Consider the following 22,132-nt stretch of genomic DNA (forward strand, 5'->3'; position numbering starts at 1 on the left):
CACCTCATAATGGTATATTTCCATGCTTTTTCTTTGGCCTTGGTTCAACTTTTGTTTTTCCGTATTCTAGAGATTGAGCAATAAATCTTCTAGTTTGTCTTGGATCTATTACTGCGTCAATATAACCTCTTGAAGCAGCTACATATGGGTTTGAAAATGCATTTTTATATTCTTCAATCTTTTGTTTTCTGGTTTCTTCAGGATTTTCAGAATTTTCAATGTCGCGTTTAAAAATAATATTTGCAGCACCTTCAGGCCCCATAACTGCAATTTCGGCTGTTGGCCAAGCTGCAACAAAGTCTGCACCAAGGTGTTTACTTCCCATTGCTATATATGCTCCACCAAAGGCTTTCCTTAATATTATTGTTATTTTTGGAACAGTTGCTTCACTATATGCATAAAGTAATTTAGCTCCGTGGCGTATTATTCCACCGTGTTCTTGTTTAGTGCCTGGAAGATATCCTGGAGTGTCTACAAATGTGACAATAGGAATATTAAATGCATCTAAGAATCTTATAAATCTTGCAGCTTTGTCTGAAGAATCAATATCAAGAACACCTGCAAATACATTTGGTTGGTTTGCAATTATACCTACTGGATAACCATTTATCCTTGCAAAACCTACTACTATGTTCTTTGCAAAATGTTTGTGAACTTCTAAGAATTCGCCATTATCTACAATTTTCTTAATAACATTTTTAACATCGTATCCTTTTTTAGAATCTGGTGAAACAATATTGAGTATTGAGTCATCAATATCTAAATCTTGTGTAGAAGATGACACGAATGGTTCTTCCATATTATTTTGTGGAATATATGAAAGTAATTTTTTTGCAATATTAATTGCATCTTCATCGCTTTGTGCTACAAAGTGTGCATTACCACTTTTTGAATTGTGAATGAAAGCTCCTCCAAGATCTTCTTTGCTTATTTCTTCACCTGTAACTGCTTTAATTACATTTGGGCCGGTGATAAACATTTGAGCAGTTTTGTCAACCATTATTACAAAATCAGTAATTGCTGGTGAATAGACTGCACCTCCAGCACATGGACCGGCAATAATTGTAATTTGAGGTATTACTCCTGAAGCAAGGGTATTTCTAAAGAATATTTCACCATAACCGTACAAGGCATCAACGCCTTCTTGTATTCTTGCGCCACCTGAATCGTTAATTCCTATAATTGGTATTCCAAGTTTCATTGCAAGATCCATTATTTTAACGATTTTTTTTGCATGCATTTCTCCTAAAGAGCCACCCATTACTGTGAAATCCTGTGAGAATGCTGCGACAGGTCTTCCATTAATTTTTCCAATTCCAACAATTACTCCATCTGCGGGTAATTCTTTTTTATCAAGTCCAAAATTAGTGTTCCTATGTTTTACAAATTTATCAATTTCTTCGAAAGTGCCTTCGTCAAATAAAAGAGCAATCCTTTCTCTTGCAGTTAATTTTCCTGCTTTATGTTGCTTTTCAATCTGTTTTTCTCCTCCACCAGATTCAATTTTTTCTTCTAATTCTTTAAGTTTTTTTATCAATTCTTCCATCATTTTTCCTCCTTTTAGTGATTTCCTTCTACTAATTCTAACAACACGCCGCCAGTTGTTTTTGGATGTAAGAACAGTACCTTAGTTCCTCCAGCACCTTTCTTTGGTTCATCTGAAAGTGGTTTAAAACCAAGATTTTTTGCAAGTTCTACAGCTTCATCAATGCCTGATACATTAATAGCTACATGGTGAATTCCTTCACCTTTTTTCTCTAAAAATGATGAAATTTCAGAATTTTCATTAAGTGGTTCAAGCAATTCGAATCTTGTTTCGCCAATTTTTACAAAGTATACTTTTAATCCTCTTTCTGGTAGTTCTTCTTCTCCGCTAACTTCAAGCCCAAGAAAATCTTTGTAAAGTTTCAATCTTTCTTTGGCATCTTTTACTGCTATGCCAATGTGATCTATTTTATTTGACTTCAAAATCATCACCTCCGCTAAAATTTTAACATTGCTAAGGTAGTTAATCAAATTTAGAAAATTACGATTAAAGCCAGCCAAGCAGCTTCATTGTCCTTTTAGTAAATGATTTAATAGCTTTTTTTTCAACATCGGTGCCACTATATAATTCTTTAAACTCTTCGGGAGTTAATTCGGTTAATTTTACATCTGTATGAGCAATTGCGCTTTCTGTATAATTTTCATTAATTAGTGACTCAATTCCAATAACGTCATTTTTTTCGAGTTTTTCTTCTAATTGACCAAATTTTACTACTACTTCGCCAGACTTTATTAAATAAACTGAATTTGCCTCTTGACCTTCCTCAAATATTTTTTCTCCTTTTTTTATCTCATTTGTTTTCATTTAACATCACCTCAACATGCTTGGCAATTTCCGAATAAGTAAGCCACATTACATTTCCTTCTTCTTTGTAAACAAGTGCTAATAAATTTAGTGCATTGTGGCATAATTCTAAATCATCTGAATAATGTAAAATTATTTTCTTACAAAGTAGTTTTGCTATATATCTATCTCCAAGTGTGGAATAAACTTTCTTTGCAGTGTCCAATATGAGATCTCCGCCAAGTTTTGAGTTTGGGAATTTTTTGAAAAAGCTTTTTATATAATTTACTTTTGTGATCATTTTTGAATCATCTATTGATTCAATTAGATTTATAGCTGCTTCTTCATCGTCGGGTAGATTATCTGAAGTAAGCGACAAAAGTGTTTCTACTTCTTCTATTACATTATCAATATTCTCCTCGTCAATTACGAAGTCTTCTAAAGAAAAATTTTCTTCAGCATTTTTGTTTTTTCTTAATTCAATTAATCTTTTTAAAATGTTTTCAAATTCATCTGATAATTCTACCTCTTCAATTTCCGATTCTTCGATAGCAGAGACATCACCAAAAAGAGGAATTTCTAGTAAATATTCAGCAAGTGCAATATAATCACCAGGGTTTAATATTACAGGGCCAGATTTTTTTAATTCCCGTACTTTTCCACTTTTTAATTTATAAAGTTTTCTTGGTACTTCATTTGTAGTGAAAATAATTCCCTGGATTTTCATTATTTCACCTCTTGACTTTTAATTTCTTTTTTCCTTTCTTTTCTGCAACTCTTCTCTCTTTTCTATTTACAAGTGTAAATTCATCGTGTTGGGTATTTATTTTTTTCAGCTCGTTTTCTGACTCTTTTTCGGCTTCATCAGTTATTTTTCTAATGTTTAGCGTATAAATTATAGTTTGTTCAAATATTTTTGCCATCATCTCATCAAACATTCTAAATGTTTCCTTTTTAAATTCCAAGATTGGATCTTTTTGGCCATACGCTCTAAGGCTTACCGCTTCTTTTACGTGTTCAACTTCTTCAAGGTACTGTCTCCAATTTTCGTCTATTACACGTAACGCTATGAACTTTCCAATTTTTGGAAAATCTTCTCCCAATTCTTCCTTTTTATTTTCAAATTTTTCTATTAAAAGATTTTTTAGATATTCTTTTAGTTCACTTCTAGTATCAGGCAGTTTATCAAGGCTAATATTTAATATTTTTAAAGATTCTTTTATTTCTTCTATATTGCAAACACCTTTTTCACAAAATTCTTCAAGTCTTCTTTCAATAAAATCATCTATTGCATCGTTGAAGTGTTCATCGATATTTCCTGAAAGTAAATATTCTCTATAACTATATATTGCACTTCTTTGTGTGTCCAAAACAGTATCCATTTGAAGTAAATTTTTTCTTATTCCAAAATTTATACTTTCAACCTTTTTTTGAACCCTTTCTATTAATTTTGTAAGCATAGGATGATATATTGGCTCACCTTTTTCAATTTTTACTAGATTCATTATTTTTTCAAGTTTTTCTCCACCAAATATTCTTATAATATCATCTTCTAAGGACAAGAAGAATATAGATTCACCTGGGTCACCTTGTCTTCCAGCTCTACCTCTAAGTTGGTTATCTATTCTTCTACTTTCATGTCTTTCAGTTCCGATTATAAGTAGCCCGCCTAACTCCTTTACACCGGGGCCTAATTTAATGTCTGTACCCCTACCGGCCATATTAGTTGCAATTGTAACTGAACCTTTTTGGCCAGCTAATGCAACGATTTGAGCTTCCTTTTCATGATGTTTTGCATTTAAAACGTTGTGAGGTATTTTTTCTTTGCTTAGCATTTTACTCAATCTTTCACTTTTTTCAATGGATGTTGTACCCACTAAAACAGGTTGTCCTTTTTCATAGCGTTTTTTAATTTCTTTTACGACTGCCTCAAATTTTTCGTCTTCTGTTCTGTAAATTAAATCGTCTTTATCTATTCTGATCATTGGTTTGTGAGTTGGAATAACAACTACTTCCATACCGTATATTTGTTTAAATTCTTCTTCCTCTGTTTTAGCAGTTCCTGTCATACCGGAAAGTTTTTCATACATTCTAAAGTAATTCTGATATGTTATAGTTGCATAAGTAACTGACTCTTCTTTGATTTTAACTCCTTCTTTTGCTTCAATAGCTTGGTGAAGTCCTCCGCTGTATCTTCTTCCTGGAAGAAGCCTACCTGTGAATTCATCTACTATTACAATCTCGCCGTTATGTATAATATAATCTACATCTTTTTTAAACAGGTAATGTGCTTTTAAAGCATTTAGTAAGAAATACATTTTATTAACGTGTTCAGGGTCATAGAGATTTTCTATATTTAAAAGTTTTTCGATATATTCAATACCTTCGTCTGTTAATATTACAGATTTTTTCTGCTCGTCTATAGTAAAATGCTTGTCTTTTACAAGCTTTTTGGCAATTTGATTGAAGCGAATATAATCTGAAGCTTTTGTTTTTGATGGACCACTTATTATTAAAGGAGTTCTTGCCTCGTCTATAAGGATGCTATCTACTTCATCCACTATCGCATAAAAATGTCCTCTTTGAACTCTATCTTCCAGGTCAATTACAAGATTATCTCTTAAGTAATCAAATCCAAACTCTGTATTTGTCCCGTATGTTATATCACATTCATATGCTTCTTTTCTGCTTATTTCTTTCAATTCAACCTGATAAGCTTCCAGTGCTTCTTTATTTTTGGTTTCATCTTCAAGAAATTCTCCATTAAAACCTTGAGGCCAAATACTCAAATTTTCATTTAACGCCTTTTTTGCAAGTTCTTCATTTTTCCAAATAACTTCATATGATTTGTTTTGTGTGTTTATGACGCCGACTCTAAGTCCCAAAGCAAGATATATAGGACCCATCCACATAGCGTCTCTTTTTGCAAGATAATCATTTACAGTTACAAGATGAACTCCTTTTCCAAGTAGTGCATTTAATACAACCGGCATAGTTGCAACTAGAGTTTTTCCTTCACCTGTTTTCATTTCTGCAACTTTCCCCTCATGGAGAACCATTGCACCTATAAGTTGTACATCAAATGGTCTTAATCCAATTACTCGTTTGGATACTTCTCTTACTATTGCAAAAACTTCTGGAAGATATTCGTCAATATTTTCAAGTGTAATATTTTCTTTAATTGTTTTCAAGAAATTAATTAATTCAGTTAATTTTTTACTTTCAAGGTTTATCTTGTTGATTTTATTTACTTTTTTCCAATATTTTTTTATAACCCTTTCATTTTTGTCGAATAATTTCACAATTCTTCCTCCTTTTTAAACTCATCGAAAAATAATTTTCCTCCTTTTTCATAAATAAAGACTGGATTTTTATAATTATTGTTTACCTGATGTTTTACTTCTCCAATTTGAACTAGAGGAGTGTTCATTGAGAGCGCAAGAATATATGAAGGCTTAATCTTAATACCTGCACGTACAATTCCACTACATTGGCCAAAAATTACAATAGAGCCATTTGCAATTATTTCAGATCCAGAATGTACGTTACCTACAATTATTAGATGGCCTGTGTGATTTAGTTTTTGACCTGATCTTATATTTTTAATTATAATTAGAGTTGTTTCTTTATCTTCTTCTCTTTTTATTGGAGTTTCTTTTTCATCATAATGTTCAGTCAATATTCCTTTAACTTTTAGATTATAACTTTCAAATTTTTCAATTATTTTAGGAATATCATTAATTTTTTCCTTAAAATTTTCAATTTTGATCATTATTTTTTCGCTATCATCAAAAAACTGTCTTATATCATGCATTTTATTGTCAATCTCTTTAAATAATGTGTCTAATTTTTCATATTTATCAATGTAAAAAACAATTCCAGATTTAAAGATTTTTAAATTAAACAAGAGAGCTCCCCCCTAACTAAAAAACTATTTCTTCGATTTCGTCAATCCATTGACCGAGATCAATTTCTTTAAATTTTTTCAGAGTCTTTTTTAAGTCGAAAAATACACTTTGGAATAACTTTTCCTTATTTCCAGAAAAAATTTCAAGAGCACATTCAAGCAATGCAGCAAAAAGATCGGCTGTCCTTACTATTTTCCCAGTATCTCCTGAAAATGGATCAGCTGCAAAATCTTCATATTTTTCTAAGTGACTAAGTGGTTTATTTTCTTTAACCCATTCATTAAACATTTGTTTTTCAACTAATGATACAAGAGAATCAAGTTCTGGGGTTTTCTTTTTTGTAGGAGTTATTACATCTCCTGTAAAAGCTTCAGGAAGGTCATGAAGAAGTGCCTTTTTTATTATCTCTTCTTTTTCATCTTTACTAAGGCCAAGTTGTACAGAGATGATATAAGCAATTGTTGTAACCACAAAAGAATGACCTGCAACTGTAGATTTTATGTTTCTGTACATTCTATTCCACCGTGTCATTGAAATCATGTTTAAAGCTATTGAAAATATTAATTTAGGTATATCTGAAACTTCAGAGAAATCCTTTAAATATGGTTGTAGCTTTTCTTCGAGTTCCTTTATTGGCTTGTTAAAATCGAAAACTTTTCCGTTGACCTTTGCTTCAAAAAGACTTGTTGAGATATCAGAAAATTTGTCGATTGGATCAAACTTTTCTGAAGTTATATTTGTTATAGAACTTTTGTCAACTATATTATACAGTTCTATGAAAGCTTTTTCTCTTACTTTTTCCCAGACATCCGGTGATAATCTTTCAATTCTTTCTTTTAATTCAAGGGAAACGTCTGAGAGTACGAGCTTAGGAAGTATCCTATTCAGTCTCCATTTTAAAGAAGGCTCAATATCTAATTTATAGTAATCTCTTAATGCAAATGATATTAGCAACGTAGTGTAGGCATTATCAGCTTCGGAAAATTTTACAATTGCTGGTTTGTTGTTCCACCTTTGAATTGTAAATAAATTACCAAGCATAAAGATGAGTTTTCCGTATCCCAAAGTTAACAACCTCCTTTATATTATCTATTCTAACACACTTTTAATTTAGTTGTAGAATTTCAAAGTCGTTATATAACAGATTAAAAAAGAGAATTTTATTAACCAGTGCATTTTTAAAATCACCTTTAAGAATTTTAATAGCTTCAGAAACTTGAATTGATGCAGTAACAAGAACTGTTGAAGGAAATACCTGTGGAGTTTTTGGAATGTCAAATCCTTCGTATATGTCTAAAAGAGATTTTGTAACTTGAGGTATTATTACCGTAACCTGCCCAGAAAATTCTTGGACAGCTCCATGTATCATTGGTATTTGTAGCTTTTGGCAGATTTTTTCTAAAACTAATCGTCCCTCAATATTGTCCATACAATCAAAAGCAATATCTACCTTTTCGTTAAAGTAGGTGGGAAGAGCTTTATCTATTGCTTTAATATTGCAATTTGGATTTATTTTTTTAAGCTTTCTCAATGCTATAATTGCTTTGTTTTCATATAGATCTTCTTGGTTATAAAGAATTTGTCTGTTTAGGTCTGGAGGATCTATTATTTTAGGATCATAAATAATTATGTTTTCAAAGCCTATTCTTACAAGATTATTAAGGACGGTAGATCCCAATCCTCCAGCACCTGCTACTAATATTTTTATATTTTTAAGATTTAGTCCGCCTATTAATTTTTTATGTCTTGAAATATCAAGCATTATCCACCACCTACCGGTAATATAATTGCTAATTCGCCATTTTCTATTTTGTTTTTTCTCAATATATTTTCACCATTATTCAGTATTACAACAGAAAGTTTTATCGGTTGTGTATCATTTATTATCAAAAAAGTTTTTTTATTTTCCTTGTCTATTTTTATTAGAACTTCTTTGTTGAGCTTTTTACTTATTTTCTTGAATAAATAATTTAAATCATTTTGGCCTTTAAAATCAACTTCTATACTACTTTTACCGAGTAAATATTTTATGCTTCCGACAAATTTTACCAACATCTTTTTCACCACCTTTTGATTATTTTATATATCTATTATATAATTTTTTTGGTGATAAATTATGATAGCAGTTTTTTCTGATATACACGGTTGTTTCTATGAATTTCAGTTGTTATTGGATTATATTAATAAAAACTTCGGAAAATTTAAAATAAGGTATATATTTTTGGGAGACTATATTGATAGAGGTCCTAGTTCAAAAGAGGTTGTTGATAAAGTTATTGAAATTAGGCCTAAAGTTTGTTTGCTGGGAAATCATGAGGATATGATGATTAGATATATAAAGACAGGTAGGTCTAGTTGGTTGTCTGAAAATAACGGAGGCTTTTACACTTTAAAATCATTTTCGAGCATAGAAAAGATTAAAGAGTACTTTTTCTTTTTTGAGAGACTCAAATTTTTACATGTTGAAACTTTATATGGAAAGGTTAGATTCTTATTTTCCCATGCAAATTTACCTTCAAATTATCCTTTAGATGAGGCAATTAGATGGAAAGGTGACTATAGTTCATTTTTACAAGAAAATCAAATTCCACTTTCTGAAAGCAATATTTGGTATAGAATAGTTGAGCCAATTGAAGGTTATGTGCTTGTTCATGGTCATACTCCGACATATGATAGCAAAATCTCTTTTTTAAAGATAAATGGTAAAATAGTGGATATAAATATAGATACTGGTTGTGTTTATGGTGGTCATTTAACTACTTTGCTTATTCCTGAAAACGAGCAGGAATTGAAAGAAACAAGTTATAATTTAATTGCTATTAATGAAAAAATTAATGAGGATAAAATATCAATTTTTGAACTGGGGGGAGATTTATGAAGATAGTTGCTATTGTAAATTTGTTGTTAGTTACATTAATTTGGGGATTAACCTTCCCCATCCAAAAGATGGTTTTAGTTGATATTTCTCCTTTTGCTTACAATGCTATAAGATTTTGGATTGCAACACTTCTTTCATTTTTTGTTTTTGGAAAAGGCAATAAATATGGTTTAATATTAGGAGTAGTACTTGGAGTATCATACGCCGCCCAGACGTGGGGACTCACACTAACAACATCTTCTAAAAGTGGTTTTATTACTGCTTTTTATATAGTATTAATTCCTATTTTTTCCTATTTTATTGAAAAAGAAAAACCAAATAAGGTACAAATATTTTCCTTTTTAATTGCTATGATAGGTGAGTATCTTCTTTCTGGAGGTGTTGATAGTATAAATTTTGGGGATATTTTAACGTTTTTTTGTGCAATTCTTTACGCGTTACATGTTGTTTTGGTTACAGAATTTTCTAAAAAAAGCCCCGAAAAAGATTTACTTACCTCTCAGTTTTTAATGGTTGCAGTATTAAATTCACTCTTTGGTTTGAATCAATCATGGAAAACAGATGTTAAAATATTTAGTGTAGCTTTATTTACGGCGATTTTTGCTACGATTTATGCGTTAATAGCACAGGCAAAGTATCAAAAAGTGGTTGGAAGCAATACTTCTGCACTGATTTTTGTAGGTGAGCCTGTATTTGCAACTATTTTTTCAATTATTTTACTTTCTGAAAGGCTTGATATGTTACAGATTTTTGGTGTAGTTTTAACTATGTTTGCTTTGATATTATCAATAATTCCTGAAAAATATTTTAGGAATTTTTATAGACACGTAGAAAAATAACTATGAAAAGGGGGTAAAGACATGTTCAATTCAAATTTTTCAACTTTGAAAGCGGCAATGGATGTTGCACTTAAAAGGCAGGAAATACACTCTCAAAATATTGCCAATGCTGAGACCCCAAATTACAAAAGAAAGTATATTGTTTTTGAAGAATTGTTAAATGAATCAAAAATGAAGTTGAGTTTGAAAACAACTTCAGGAAAACATATAGAAAGAACTCCAAAAGTTGTAAACCCTATTATTAAGACTCAAAAAAACACTTCATTAACTAACGATGGTAATAACGTAGATATTGATATTGAAATGGTAGAAATGGTAAAAAATGCACTTAGATATCAAACTTTGTCCAGGCTTATGAGCGCTAATATTGATAGATACAACACAGTTATAAGGAATATTAGGTAAGGAGGTAAAATATGAATGAATTTAATATAATGACGATTTCTGCGACAGGAATGTCAGCTCAAAGACTCAGAATAGATGTTATTTCAAATAATTTAGCAAATTCAGAAACAACAAGAACTGAAAATGGTGAGCCATATAGAAGAAAGGTACCAGTGTTCCAGGAACTTTTGAGAAATATCAATGGTAGATTGGAAAATGGTGGAGTAGTTGTGAAAAAAATTTACGAGGATAAATCTCCATTTAGAATAGTTTATGATCCAACACATCCAGATGCTGATGAAAATGGTTATGTTAAACTTCCAAATGTAAATGTTGTAAGGGAAATGGTGGATATGATTAATGCTCAAAGAGCATATGAAGCAAACGTTACTGCATTTAACACTACAAAAGCTATGATAAATAGTGCTCTCCAAATTGGGAGGTGATTTGTGTGATAGATAAGATAAACGGTGTAGGAAATTACGGAAACCTAAAACCTTCAAACGTGAAAAAACAAAATACGGATTTTACGAAAATACTTAATGATGCTCTAAAGAGCGTAAATGAACAGCAAAAAAAAGCGGAACAGATGGCAGATGATTTTGCAACTGGAAAAATTAGCAATATCCACGAAGTTATTGTAGAAGCAGAAAAAGCATCAGTTTCATTGAGACTTACAGTCGAGGTTAGAAATAAGATTGTTGATGCGTATAAGGAAATCATGAGGATGCAATTTTAAATAACTATGTGAAAAAATAAGAAGGCTCCGAATTTTCGGAGCCTTCTTTTATTATTCAACTTGTATATCAATAACTTTTTTGTCTTTTGTTTCTTTCTTTGGAAGTTCAATTGTCAGAACTCCATCGTTGAATTTTGCTTTGATTTTTTCTACGTCAACATATTCTGGAAGTCCAAATGACCTTTCGAAGTATCCTTCTACTCTTTCGATAATTTTGTAATTCTTTCCTTTGTCTTCGCGATTGAATTTCCTTTCTCCTTTGATTGTAAGAACGTTATCTTCAATTGTTATTTTAACGTCATCTTTTTTAAGACCTGGAAGTTCTGCTTCAATAACCACTTCTTTGTCGGTTTCATAAACATCTACTTTTGGGAAGTGAGTGGTATCAAATCTTGATGGTCTTACAAAGTCTTCAAATAATCTGTCAATTTCTTTTTGAAGTTCTACAAATGGGTCAAAGTAATTTCTTCTTGCTAACATACTCTCACCTCCCTTTATATTTTTTATTATTGATTTTCAGCCTGTTGATTTCCACCTTGTTGATTTTGCTTGTATATGTACTCTCCAATTTTTGTTTTTTCTCTGTCAAGTTCATCAAACAACATCTTTATTCTTGGTATGTCATTTTTGTTTATAGCATCTCTTAAATCTTTAACTAGGTTTTCGAGTTTGTCTTTTTCATCTGCTGGGATTTTGTCACCATATTCTTTTAGTGATTTTTCTATGTAGTATGCAAGGTCATCAGCTTTGTTTTTAAGTTCTACTTCTTCTTTTCTTCTCTTATCTTGTTCTTCAAATTTCTTAGCATCTTCAATGATCTTGTTGATATCATCTTCGCTTAATTGATGCCTACCGGATACAACCATCGATTGCTCTTTTCCTGTGCCAAGGTCTTTTGCCGAGACGTGAACAATTCCATCGCTATCAATATCGAATGTGACTTCAATTTGTGGGACACCTCTTGGTGCAGGTGGAATTCCTACAAGTCTAAAGCTTCCAAGTAAAATGTTATCTGCTGCAATTGGTCTTTCGCCTTGGTATACTCTTACTTCTACTTCTGTTTGACCGTCTTCTGCTGTTGTAAAGACTTTACTCTTTTTAATTGGTATAGTTGAGTTTCTTGGGATAATTGGTTCAAACAAACCACCTTTTACTTCAATACCAAGTGTTAATGGTGTGACGTCAACTAATACGATATCTTTTCCTTGTGCTCCTTCTTCCCCTGCAAGAATAGCTGCTTGAATTGCTGCACCAACTGCTACTGCTTCGTCTGGATTGACTCCTCTGTTAGGATCTTTACCAAATATTTCTTTGATGAATTTTTGAACCATTGGAACTCTTGTCATACCACCTACAAGGATTATTTCATCGATATCTTCTGGTTTTAATTTAGCATCTGAAAGTGCTTGTTCAACAGGCTTCCTTGTCATTTCAACAAGATCCCTTGTTAAGGATTCAAACATTGAACGTGTTAGTCTCATTTCAAGATGCAATGGACCTTCTGCTGTAGCTGTTATGTATGGCAAGCTTATATCAGTTTCAAGTTTGCTTGAAAGTTCAATCTTCGCTTTTTCAGCAGCATCTCTCAATCTTTGAAGAGCTTGCTTATCCTCTCTTAAATCGACACCGTGTTGTTTTTTAAATTCTTCTGCAAGCCAATCGATTATTCTTTGGTCAAAATCGTCACCACCAAGGTGGTTATTACCGGAAGTTGCAACAACTTGAATGACTCCATCTCCAATTTCAAGTATTGAAACGTCAAATGTACCTCCACCTAAGTCGTATACGAGAACTTTTTCTTCTTTTCCTTTTTTGTCAAGACCGTATGCAAGTGCTGCTGCAGTTGGTTCATTTATAATTCTTAAGACTTCAAAACCAGCGATTATACCAGCTTCTTTTGTTGCCTGTCTTTGAGCATCATTGAAATATGCAGGACATGTGATGACAGCTTTTTTAACTTCTCCACCCAAGTATTCTTCTGCGTCTCTTTTTAGCTTCTTTAGTATAAATGCACTGATTTCTTGTGGAGTATAATCTTTGTCATCGATTTTTACTTTATAATCGGTTCCCATTTTTCTTTTTATTGATTTAATAGTTCTTTCAGAATTTAATATGAGTTGCCTTTTTGCGGGTTCACCTACAAGGATTTCACCGGTTTTACTGAATGCAACTATTGATGGAGTTGTTCTTGCACCTTCAGCATTTGGTATAACTTCAACTGAAGAGTCTGGTTTCATCCAAGCAATAACACTATTTGTTGTCCCCAGGTCTATACCTACGACATATTCTTTTTTATTTGCCATATCTTTCACCTCCCGATACATATTATATGATATTAGCAGTCTTTTGTCAAGAGTGATAATATAGATAATAAAAATCAAGAATGCCTATAAATAGAGGCATTCTTGGTTGTAATTTAAAATTTACTAAAAATTATAGCAATTGTTACATAAGTTTGTTATTCATTTGACTTTTTAATCTTTACAGCGGTTCCGTAAGCAAGCATTTCTGCGGCACCACTCATTACTGAAGAACTTGAAAATCTTACATTTACCACAGCATCTGCTCCTATTTTTTCTGCTTCGTCTATCATTCTTTCTATTGCTTTGTTTCTTGCTTCTGTCATCATTTCTGTATATGCTTTAATTTCTCCACCAGCAAGGGTTTTAAATGCGGCAGCGATGTCTTTTCCTAAATGTTTTGATTGAACTATATTTCCCATTACAATTCCTAATATTTCAACAATTTCATAATCTGGTATATTTTCTGTTGTAGTTATTATCATTTTAATTCCTCCCTTCTATAAATGATACGATATCCTCGATTACATTTTTACTAACATGATTTTCAATATAATATGAATATGGAGATTTTTCACCTGGAGTAAAAATATGTGTCAGATTAGAATACATTTTAATTTTAATATTTTTCTTTTCTGAAAGTTCTTTTTTGAAAATTTCTAATTCTTTTGTAGGAACTTGATAGTCATTTTCTCCAAAAAGCATTAGTACTGGAATTTTTAATTGTTTTATATATTTTAAAGGATTGTAATTTCTAAGATCATACCAATAACTTGCTGGTGCACCAAGGAATATTTCATTTTTGCTTGCTTTGTTGTTTATTATTTTTTTAACCCCTTCTTTTGCTTTTTTTATTTCTTCTTTATTTTTTCCAGAGTAAAGTTTTTCAAGAAATTCTAATTGATCTAGTGTTATTTCTTCTATATTTCTTGCAGGAGGTGCAAGAAGAATTAACCCATATATATTTTGATTTTTGTAGGCTATGTATGGAGCAAGATATGCTCCAAGGCTGTGACCTAAAAGATATATTTTTTTATATCCTTCTTTTTTTAAAAGTTTAACGGCATTTTCTACATCATCTATTACTTCCTCTTTTACAGTTATATTGTTTGGGTCTTTTAGAAGCTCTGGATGAAAAGTCCTTTTATCATATCTTAATACAGCTATATTATTGCTTGAAAGTCCATAAGCAATATCTTTAAAAATTTTATTTGGGCCAATTGTTTCATCCATATCATTTGGACCTGATCCATGTATTAAAATTACAGCAACATCAGCTGAGTTTTTTGGAATTGTTAGTTTTCCAGGTAAATCTCCTACTTTAATATCTTTTTCAGTAAAGTTATCATTATTTACATAGTCTGGTGTTTTGTACTCAAGGTTTTGTGCAATGTTAAAAAATAAGCCGTCTATTTTTCCTTCTTTATTTACAGTTATTGAGATATTTAGTGCTCCTTTTTGAAATTTTGTTGTGTATATATAAATCACATATGGACTTTTTTCAATTGGAGTGATTTTAATAATGTTTGAAAATGGGCCATAGGTTTGTTCAATACCTTCCCATATTTCTTTTAATTTAGCGACTGGAAGATGTTTTTTCAAGATATCTGAGGAAAGCTCATAGCATTTTTCAAAATTTTTGGAAATTAAACCTTCAAAATATGATTGGGCTACTAATTGGTATTCTATAGGAAAAATAGTTATTGAAACAACAAGTAATACAAAAATAACTTTTTTCATATTTAAACCTCCTTTTCTTTAAAGATTAGATATGAAAAGTAGACAAAGATAAAACTTAGTATAGTAAGTACAATTGTATATGTGAGATCAACCTTTCCTTTTTCAAAGATTGAATATCCAAGAATATATCTATATGTATTAAAAAATTTAAGAGGTTTTAGTAGCCCTAGTGTGGTTGTTAAACCCAATAATACTGCAGAAGAAAGAATTGATTTTACTTGGTCGGTAAAGTATGTCGTGAATACAAGTACAATTGAAAACCAAAAAAATGAACCAATGAGAGAGTGAATATAAAATTTTGAAACAGTAAGAATTGATAACTCTTTTGAGATTATCAAAGAATAAATGTATGGCAAGTAAGAAAAGTAGGTAATTAAAATAAAGAGTACAAAAATACTTAATAAAGTTTTTTGAAGAAAGATAGTTTTTCTATTTTGCCGTGATAATAAAAATGTTATTGTTTCATTTTCATATTCTCTTGAAAAAAGTGGAAACGCAATTATTATAGCTAGTATTGGAACAAATTGGCCAAAGTTTTTTCCAAACCATTGGGAGAGTATATAGTAATCCCAGTTTTTTAATTTTTCAACAAAATTTTCTCCAACAAATTTTTTAATAGCTTCCGAATTTTCATTTAATATGTTTATTGTAAAGTTTTGAAATGGTGCAAGTGAAAAGAAAAGAATTGTAAATAAAATAAAAAGGCTAATGACTCTAACTTTCATTTGTAGCCATTCTCTTTTCATATATTATCTCCTCCTTTGACAAGTGCTTCAAAGATAGTTTCAAAATTTGCAGGTTGAATATCGCCCTTTGCTTCTTCTTTTTTACATAGATAAATATTTTCATCATTTGTTTTTTTATACAAATATCCTTGGATGTGTTCTTTTGTTGAACAGAGAACGTATTTTTCTTTTATTTCATCCAAATATCCCATTTCTACTATATGTCCTTTGCTCATAATTGCAACTTTATCGGCAATTTTTTCTACTTCAGAAAGGATATGACTTGTATAAAATACTGTTTTTCCATCAAAAGCTAATCTTCTTATGGATACAATTACCTTTTTTTGCATTAGAGGGTCAAGACCCCACGTTGGTTCATCTAAAAAGTAAATATCAACATCTTCAGAAAGAATTATTGAGAGATATACCAGTGTTGTCATTCCATGTGAAAGATTTGCTATTTTTTCATCTTTTTCAATATTGAATTCTTTTAAATAATCAAATGCCTTTTCAATGTTAAAATGTTTGGATAATTCTTGAGTTACTTCAAACATCTTTTTTATTGTTAAAGATTTATACAGTTCTTTTTTTTCAGGAAGATATGTAAAGTTTCCGTTTAGTTCTATTTGGCCATCATCTTTTTTTCTTAAACCAATTATGCATTTTAGAGTTGTAGTTTTTCCTGCACCATTGGGGCCAAGAAGTGCAAAAATTTCTCCCTTGTCCACTTTGAAAGAAATTCCATCTACTGCTTTTTTTGATTTATAATATTTTTTAAGATTTACTACTTGTAGTATCATTGGTTTTCCCTCCCGCTGATTTTATTATGTTACAAATATCATCAATTTTCATTCCTGCATTAATACACTTTTTTACTATGATTGTTAATTCATTGATAAGTTCTTCATTAAAATTGTCTAATATGTCTTTTTTTACTACATACCCTTCTCCTCTTATTGGCTCTATTATCCCTTCACTTACAAGTTCTCTGTATGCTCTTGAAACTGTGTTTAAATTTACATCTAACATTTCAGCCATTTTTCTAATAGATGGTAAAAAATTTCCTTTTTTTAATTTTTTATTCATGATTTGTAGTTTTATGTTTTCTATAATTTGCTTATATACAGGTTTGTGTGAAGAAAAGTTTATAGTAAACCACATATTTTACCTCCTTCTACTGTAATATTATAATATTACAGTAGAAATTTGTCAAACAATAAAAAAACCCCAAGCAAATTTTGCTTGGGGATAAAGATTCATATTTAATTTTTATTGAATATTTTCAATAATAACAGCGGTCCCCATACCTCCACCGATGCATAATGTTGCAAGTCCATATTTTAAATTCCTCTTCTTCATCTCATAAAGCAACGTTACTATTATCCTATTACCACTTGCCCCTATTGGATGTCCTAGTGCTATTGCTCCTCCATTTACATTTGTCCTTTCTTTTATCCATTCCTCGCTTACTCCAAATCTTTTACTCCATTCCTTTATTACTGCCAAACTTTGTGCTGCAAATGCTTCGTTTAGTTCTATCAATTCTATGTCTTCCATTTTCATTCCTGCCTTTTGTAATACCTTCTCTGTTGCTGGTACCGGACCAAGGCCCATTTCCATTGGATCTACTCCTGCTTGTGCCCATGCTACTATCCTTGCCAGAGGTTTTAATCCTTTCTTTTCTATGTATTTTTCGCTTGCAAGCAGTATCGCACTTCCTCCATCGTTTATTCCACTTGCATTTCCGGCCGTTACCGTTCCATCTTTTTTGAATGCTGGTTTTAGTTTGGCAAGCTTTTCTAATGTCACGTCGAATCTTGGATGCTCATCTGTATCAAATATTATTGTTCCTTTTTTTGTCTCAATTTCTACTTTTTCTATTTCATCTTTAAATCTTCCACTTTCTATTGCTGCTTTTGCTTTCATTTGACTTTCATATGCAAATTTGTCTTGTTCTTCTCTAGTTATATTGTATTTTTCTGCAAGATTTTCTGCTGTTATTCCCATGTGTACGTTATTAAATACATCTGTTAGACCATCTAATATCATGTGATCAATCATTTCAAAATTTCCAAATTTAAGACCATATCTTGCTTTAGCAGGTAGAAGATAAGGTGATGCTGACATGTTTTCTATACCACCTGTCAAAACGACTTCTGCTTCCTTTTGCATAATGTCAACAGCACCTAACATTGTTGCTTTCATTCCACTGCCACAAAGCATATTTACAGTAAATCCAGGTTTTTCAACTGGAATACCTGAATAAATTCCAACTTGTCTTCCAGGTCCCATGCCTTGCCCAGCTGTAAGAATAGAGCCAATTATAGTTTCGTCAATATCAGATGGTTCAATACCAGCTTGCTTTATAGCTGCCTTTGCAGCAATTGCACCAAGTTTGGGAGCTGGTATGTCTTTTAAACTCCCTGCAAATGTCCCTATTGCTGTTCTTTTTGCACCTATTATGTATACCATATCCCTCCACCCCTTCTTTTTATTTAAAATGTTTTTAAATCATCAGAGATTATTAATTTTGCTTCAGTTAGACTTAAAACTTCGTCTAAAGTAGTTTCTTTGGCTATTTCCTTTAGTAACAAACCTTCATCCGTTGGTTGTATAACTGCTAGTTCAGTAACTATTAAATCAACTCTGCGGATTGATGTTAATGGTAAGGAGCATTTTTTAACTATTTTAGGTGTTCCTTTTGCAGTATGTGTCATGGCAACGATCACTTTTTTTGCCCCGGTTACAAGATCCATAGCACCACCCATGCCTGGGATCATCTTTCCAGGAATCATCCAATTTGCAAGATGCCCTTCTTCGTCAACTTGTAATCCACCAAGTACAGTTACATCTAGGTGTCCACCTCTAATTAGAGCAAATGAAAATGCACTGTCAAAAGTCATTGCACCAGGGAGTGCAGTAACAAATTGTCCACCAGCATTTGTAAGATCTTTATTTTCAAAACCCTCTTCAGGTGCAGGCCCCATTCCTACAATACCATTTTCACTTTGAAAAAATACATGTACATTTTCAGGTATGTAATTTGCAACTAACGTTGGAAGACCTATTCCTAAATTTACAAGCTGTCCTTCTTTCAACTCTTTAGCAACTCTTATTGCAATTTTTTCTTTTGGGTTCATTTTTCCACCCCCACAATGTAATCAACTATAACTCCGGGAATTTTTATTTCATTTGGTGAAAGACTTCCTGTTGGTACAATTTCTTCTACTTCTACAATTACTGTGTCAGCTGAAAGTGCCATCAAGGGGTTAAAATTTTCCGCCGTTAAATTGAAGACGAGGTTTCCAAGATAATCAGCTTTTTTGGCCTTTATTAATGCAATGTCAGCCCTAAGTGGTAGTTCTAATAAGTACTTTTTTCCTTCAATTTCAATAATTTGTTTTCCCTCTTCAACAATTGTTCCAACTCCTGTTGGTGTTAAAATTCCACCTAAGCCAACACTGCCTGCACGAATTCTTTCAGCAAGAGTTCCTTGAGGTACAAGTTCTACTTGTAATGTTCCTTCAATCATTTGTCTTTGGGTTTCTGGATTTGTTCCTATGTGTGAGACTATTACTTTTTTACAGAGTTTATTTCTTACAAGTTTTCCTATTCCCTTATCTTCAAAAGCCGTATCGTTTGCAATCACTGTTAGATTTTTAATTTTGTTTTTAATGATTTCGTCAATGATCTTTTCAGGTGTTCCAACCCCCAAAAATCCACCAATCATTATTGTTGAACCTTCTTTAATCAAATTACTTATTTCTGAAAGGTCAATGATTTTCAACGCTTTTCCCTCCTTTTTTGTCAATAATATACAAATTTATTAAGTTTATAATTTTAATATAAAAAGATGTGTATAAATTCACAATAATTATTATACCTTTTTGTTACTAAAATGTTAAGCTAAGAAATATTTTGATTCTTACTTATTATTGTTTTAAAAAAAGAAAAAAAGCTTAATATAGACTATTTTAAAGAACTTCGTTTAAATGTTGTTTGAATAAAAGTAAAACCCGTTTCTAGTAACTAGAAACGGGCTTTTATATATCGATTATATTAGAAAAAACTTTTTAAAGTTTAATATAAAGCTTGTTTTATTGCACTTGCAGCTTTTTTTCCAGCACCCATAGCAAGAATTACAGTTGCAGAACCTGTTACTATGTCTCCACCTGCAAATACTTTTTTAATAGAGGTTCTTCCAAACTCATCTGCTTTAATATATCCCCATTTATTTAACTCAAGTCCATCAAATTGAGATAACAAAAGTTTGTTTGGATTCGTACCAATTGCTTCGATGGCCACAGATGCTTCAATGATAAAATTGCTGTTTGGAATAGGAATAGGCTTTCTTCTACCACTTTCATCGGGCTCGCCAAGTTCCATTTTTATACATTCAATACCAATTAAATTTCCATTTTCATCTCCAATGTATCTTACAGGTTGAGTTAGAGTTTGAAATTTAATACTTTCTTCTTTTGCATGTTTAATTTCTTCTTTCCTTGCAGGCATTTCATTTTCACTTCTTCTATATACTATTGTAACATCTGCTCCCAATCTTAATGCACTTCTTGCTGCATCCATTGCGGTGTTTCCACCGCCAATTACTACTATTTTTTTACCAATCTTTACCGGAGTATCACTTTGTGGGAATTTATAGGCTTTCATTAAATTTATTCTTGTTAGAAATTCATTTGCTGAATACACTCCATTGAGTTCTGTTCCTTCAATATCCATAAATTTTGGAGTTCCAGCACCTACACCTATAAATAATGCATCGTATTTTTCTAACAATTCTTTTGGGTGAATTGCAAGGCCAACAGGAATATTTGTAAATATATTTACCCCTAGTTTTTTCAAGAGTTGAACTTCTTTTTTTACAATACTTTTTGGAAGTCTAAATTCTGGGATTCCATAAATTAAAACACCACCAACGTCATGAAAAACTTCATACATGTCTACTGAAAAACCAGCTTTTGAAAGTTCTGAGGCTGTTGTTAAACCAGCAGGTCCAGCACCTATTATCGCAATCTTTTTATTAATTCTTTTTTCAGGAATTATATTTTCTTCAATATTGTTATTAATAGCCCAATCGGCAATGAAACGTTCCAATGCGCCTATTGATATTGGCTGACCAACTTTATTTAAAACACAGCTTCCCTCGCATTGAATTTCTTGAGGGCAAACTCTGCCACATATTGCCGGGAGACTATTATACTTTTTTAGTACTTTGTAGGAACCTTCAAAATCTTTTTCGGCAATTTTTTTGATAAAACCTGGGATATCAATTCCTACAGGACAACCTTGTACACAGGTAGGATTTGGACATTGAAGGCATCTTTTTGCTTCTTCAACTGCAAGTTCTTCAGTATATCCAAGATTAACTTCATTAAAATCTTTATTTCTTTCATTTGGGTTCCTTTCAATTGTCTCTATTCTTTGCTTTACAGCCATGTTGGTTCACCAACTTCCTGTATATATCTTGAAAGTGCTATCCTTTCTTCTTCCCTGTATTGATTTAGTCTTTTTTCAAAACTTTCCCAATCAACAAGTCGTCCGTCAAATTCTGGACCATCAACGCAAGTGTATTTTAATTCGCTTCCAATTCTCACCCGACAACCACCGCACATGCCTGTACCATCTACCATTATTGAATTTAATGAAACCCAAATTTTTATGTCATACTTTTTTGCAACTTCAGAACAAGCTTTCATCATTTTTGAAGGACCTATAGCCCATATAATATCATATTTTTTTTCTTTCAATAGTTTTTCCATAAATTGGTGGGGGTATGCTTTTTCTCCAAAGCTGCCATCATCTGTTACTATGAATAAATTGTCTGCATTTTTAAACTCATTTTCGAGAATAATGTATTCTTTACTACGACCCCCGAGAATTACGTCAACATTGTTTTTTTCTTTTATAAGTTCTTTGACAATAGGAGCAATTGCTGCAATTCCAACTCCTCCTCCAATTACTAAAGCATTACCGTAATATTTAACTTCACTTGGCATTCCAAGAGGTCCTACAACATCTAAAATAAAGTCTCCTTTATTTAATCGACAAAGTTCATATGTGCTTTTTCCAATTGCTTTAACTATTACTCTAAATGAGTCTTTATTTACGGCAGAAATTGTTAAAGGGATTCTTTCGCCATTTTCATATAATCTGAATATAACAAATTGCCCAGCTTTTGCATTTTTTGAAACTATAGGATTTTCTATCCAAAATTCGTGGACACCATATGCAAGTTTTCTCTTTTCTAAAATTTTGTTATTCAAAAATACACC

At 31.7% G+C, this 22,132-nt stretch carries 26 protein-coding genes; 5 read left to right on the forward strand and 21 right to left on the reverse strand.

What is annotated here, in order from left to right:
• Window positions 1–4: 4 nt before the first annotated feature.
• From EO083_RS06500 to EO083_RS06540, 9 genes are all read right to left on the reverse strand, one after another.
• The gene (locus EO083_RS06500) at window positions 5–1,546 is read right to left on the reverse strand and encodes an acyl-CoA carboxylase subunit beta (protein ID WP_126993356.1); all 1,542 of its coding nucleotides are present in this window, start codon (window positions 1,544–1,546) and stop codon (window positions 5–7) included.
• A gap of 14 nt (window positions 1,547–1,560) precedes the next feature.
• Window positions 1,561–1,968, reverse strand: coding sequence for a methylmalonyl-CoA epimerase (gene mce, locus EO083_RS06505; protein WP_126993357.1), 408 nt, complete (start codon window positions 1,966–1,968; stop codon window positions 1,561–1,563).
• 64 nt (window positions 1,969–2,032) lie between these two features.
• Window positions 2,033–2,350 (reverse strand): Crp/Fnr family transcriptional regulator, encoded by a 318-nt coding sequence (locus EO083_RS06510; RefSeq protein WP_012580216.1) that lies wholly within the window; start codon window positions 2,348–2,350, stop codon window positions 2,033–2,035.
• Window positions 2,337–3,056 carry a hypothetical protein gene (locus tag EO083_RS06515; RefSeq protein WP_126993358.1) on the reverse strand — a complete coding sequence of 240 codons (720 nt, stop codon included), beginning with the start codon at window positions 3,054–3,056 and terminating at the stop codon, window positions 2,337–2,339. Before EO083_RS06515 ends, EO083_RS06510 begins: the two co-directional genes overlap by 14 nt.
• Window positions 3,057–3,060: 4 nt before the next feature.
• Window positions 3,061–5,631 (reverse strand): preprotein translocase subunit SecA, encoded by a 2,571-nt coding sequence (gene secA / locus EO083_RS06520; RefSeq protein ID WP_126993359.1) that lies wholly within the window; start codon window positions 5,629–5,631, stop codon window positions 3,061–3,063.
• On the reverse strand, window positions 5,628–6,236 hold the full coding sequence (minC, locus tag EO083_RS06525; protein ID WP_126993360.1) for a septum site-determining protein MinC: 609 nt from the start codon (window positions 6,234–6,236) through the stop codon (window positions 5,628–5,630). The genes secA and minC overlap by 4 nt, the downstream gene beginning before the upstream one ends.
• A 16-nt stretch (window positions 6,237–6,252) precedes the next feature.
• Window positions 6,253–7,302 carry a YfbR-like 5'-deoxynucleotidase gene (locus EO083_RS06530; protein WP_126993361.1) on the reverse strand — a complete coding sequence of 350 codons (1,050 nt, stop codon included), beginning with the start codon at window positions 7,300–7,302 and terminating at the stop codon, window positions 6,253–6,255.
• 40 nt (window positions 7,303–7,342) lie between these two features.
• The gene (locus tag EO083_RS06535) at window positions 7,343–7,999 is read right to left on the reverse strand and encodes a HesA/MoeB/ThiF family protein (protein WP_126993362.1); all 657 of its coding nucleotides are present in this window, start codon (window positions 7,997–7,999) and stop codon (window positions 7,343–7,345) included.
• Window positions 7,999–8,292: a hypothetical protein gene (locus EO083_RS06540; protein WP_126993363.1), complete on the reverse strand. Its 294-nt coding sequence runs from the start codon at window positions 8,290–8,292 to the stop codon at window positions 7,999–8,001. The genes EO083_RS06535 and EO083_RS06540 overlap by 1 nt, the downstream gene beginning before the upstream one ends.
• Before the next feature lie 61 nt (window positions 8,293–8,353).
• On the opposite strand from EO083_RS06540, the gene EO083_RS06545 reads away from it, so the two are divergent.
• Genes EO083_RS06545 through fliE form a run of 5 tightly spaced genes read left to right on the forward strand, consistent with a single transcriptional unit; the run spans window position 8,354 to window position 11,077 of the window.
• A complete protein-coding gene (locus EO083_RS06545) occupies window positions 8,354–9,115 on the forward strand; it encodes a metallophosphoesterase (protein WP_126993364.1) in 762 nt (253 codons plus the stop codon).
• Window positions 9,112–9,954, forward strand: coding sequence for a DMT family transporter (locus EO083_RS06550; protein ID WP_126993365.1), 843 nt, complete (start codon window positions 9,112–9,114; stop codon window positions 9,952–9,954). Before EO083_RS06545 ends, EO083_RS06550 begins: the two co-directional genes overlap by 4 nt.
• A 21-nt stretch (window positions 9,955–9,975) precedes the next feature.
• Window positions 9,976–10,359 carry a flagellar basal body rod protein FlgB gene (flgB, locus tag EO083_RS06555; RefSeq protein ID WP_126993366.1) on the forward strand — a complete coding sequence of 128 codons (384 nt, stop codon included), beginning with the start codon at window positions 9,976–9,978 and terminating at the stop codon, window positions 10,357–10,359.
• An 11-nt stretch (window positions 10,360–10,370) separates the two neighbouring features.
• Window positions 10,371–10,784, forward strand: coding sequence for a flagellar basal body rod protein FlgC (gene flgC, locus EO083_RS06560; protein WP_004101852.1), 414 nt, complete (start codon window positions 10,371–10,373; stop codon window positions 10,782–10,784).
• A gap of 5 nt (window positions 10,785–10,789) precedes the next feature.
• Entirely contained in the window at window positions 10,790–11,077 is a 288-nt protein-coding gene (gene fliE / locus EO083_RS06565) for a flagellar hook-basal body complex protein FliE (RefSeq protein WP_126993367.1), read from the forward strand.
• A gap of 51 nt (window positions 11,078–11,128) precedes the next feature.
• Here fliE and EO083_RS06570 read toward each other — a convergent pair whose 3' ends face one another.
• The 12 genes from EO083_RS06570 to EO083_RS06625 all read right to left on the reverse strand — a co-directional run bounded on the left by EO083_RS06570 (window position 11,129) and on the right by EO083_RS06625 (window position 22,123).
• Window positions 11,129–11,557: an Hsp20/alpha crystallin family protein gene (locus EO083_RS06570; protein ID WP_126993368.1), complete on the reverse strand. Its 429-nt coding sequence runs from the start codon at window positions 11,555–11,557 to the stop codon at window positions 11,129–11,131.
• A 26-nt stretch (window positions 11,558–11,583) separates the two neighbouring features.
• Complete coding sequence (dnaK, locus tag EO083_RS06575) at window positions 11,584–13,380, reverse strand: molecular chaperone DnaK (protein ID WP_004101858.1); 1,797 nt, start codon at window positions 13,378–13,380, stop codon at window positions 11,584–11,586.
• 155 nt (window positions 13,381–13,535) lie between these two features.
• The gene (locus EO083_RS06580) at window positions 13,536–13,862 is read right to left on the reverse strand and encodes a YbjQ family protein (RefSeq protein ID WP_126993369.1); all 327 of its coding nucleotides are present in this window, start codon (window positions 13,860–13,862) and stop codon (window positions 13,536–13,538) included.
• Window position 13,863: 1 nt separating this feature from the next.
• On the reverse strand, window positions 13,864–15,117 hold the full coding sequence (gene estD, locus EO083_RS06585; RefSeq protein ID WP_126993370.1) for an esterase EstD: 1,254 nt from the start codon (window positions 15,115–15,117) through the stop codon (window positions 13,864–13,866).
• A 2-nt stretch (window positions 15,118–15,119) separates the two neighbouring features.
• On the reverse strand, window positions 15,120–15,863 hold the full coding sequence (locus EO083_RS06590; RefSeq protein ID WP_126993371.1) for an ABC transporter permease: 744 nt from the start codon (window positions 15,861–15,863) through the stop codon (window positions 15,120–15,122).
• On the reverse strand, window positions 15,860–16,642 hold the full coding sequence (locus tag EO083_RS06595; RefSeq protein ID WP_126993372.1) for an ABC transporter ATP-binding protein: 783 nt from the start codon (window positions 16,640–16,642) through the stop codon (window positions 15,860–15,862). Before EO083_RS06595 ends, EO083_RS06590 begins: the two co-directional genes overlap by 4 nt.
• A complete protein-coding gene (locus EO083_RS06600; protein WP_126993373.1) occupies window positions 16,617–17,003 on the reverse strand; it encodes a GntR family transcriptional regulator in 387 nt (128 codons plus the stop codon). The genes EO083_RS06595 and EO083_RS06600 overlap by 26 nt, the downstream gene beginning before the upstream one ends.
• 108 nt (window positions 17,004–17,111) lie before the next feature.
• Window positions 17,112–18,314 carry an acetyl-CoA C-acetyltransferase gene (locus tag EO083_RS06605; RefSeq protein ID WP_126993374.1) on the reverse strand — a complete coding sequence of 401 codons (1,203 nt, stop codon included), beginning with the start codon at window positions 18,312–18,314 and terminating at the stop codon, window positions 17,112–17,114.
• A gap of 23 nt (window positions 18,315–18,337) precedes the next feature.
• Complete coding sequence (locus EO083_RS06610) at window positions 18,338–18,982, reverse strand: 3-oxoacid CoA-transferase subunit B (RefSeq protein WP_126993375.1); 645 nt, start codon at window positions 18,980–18,982, stop codon at window positions 18,338–18,340.
• Window positions 18,979–19,629 carry an acetate CoA-transferase subunit alpha gene (atoD, locus tag EO083_RS06615; RefSeq protein WP_126993376.1) on the reverse strand — a complete coding sequence of 217 codons (651 nt, stop codon included), beginning with the start codon at window positions 19,627–19,629 and terminating at the stop codon, window positions 18,979–18,981. The genes EO083_RS06610 and atoD overlap by 4 nt, the downstream gene beginning before the upstream one ends.
• Before the next feature lie 293 nt (window positions 19,630–19,922).
• Window positions 19,923–21,296, reverse strand: a complete 1,374-nt coding sequence (gene gltA, locus EO083_RS06620) for an NADPH-dependent glutamate synthase (RefSeq protein WP_126993377.1) — start codon at window positions 21,294–21,296, stop codon at window positions 19,923–19,925.
• Window positions 21,287–22,123: a sulfide/dihydroorotate dehydrogenase-like FAD/NAD-binding protein gene (locus EO083_RS06625; RefSeq protein ID WP_126993378.1), complete on the reverse strand. Its 837-nt coding sequence runs from the start codon at window positions 22,121–22,123 to the stop codon at window positions 21,287–21,289. The genes gltA and EO083_RS06625 overlap by 10 nt, the downstream gene beginning before the upstream one ends.
• Between the last annotated feature and the right edge of the window lie 9 nt (window positions 22,124–22,132).

Origin of the sequence: Thermosipho globiformans, from assembly GCF_003990895.1 — a bacterium.
Classification (GTDB): Bacteria; Thermotogota; Thermotogae; order Thermotogales; family Fervidobacteriaceae; genus Thermosipho; species Thermosipho japonicus.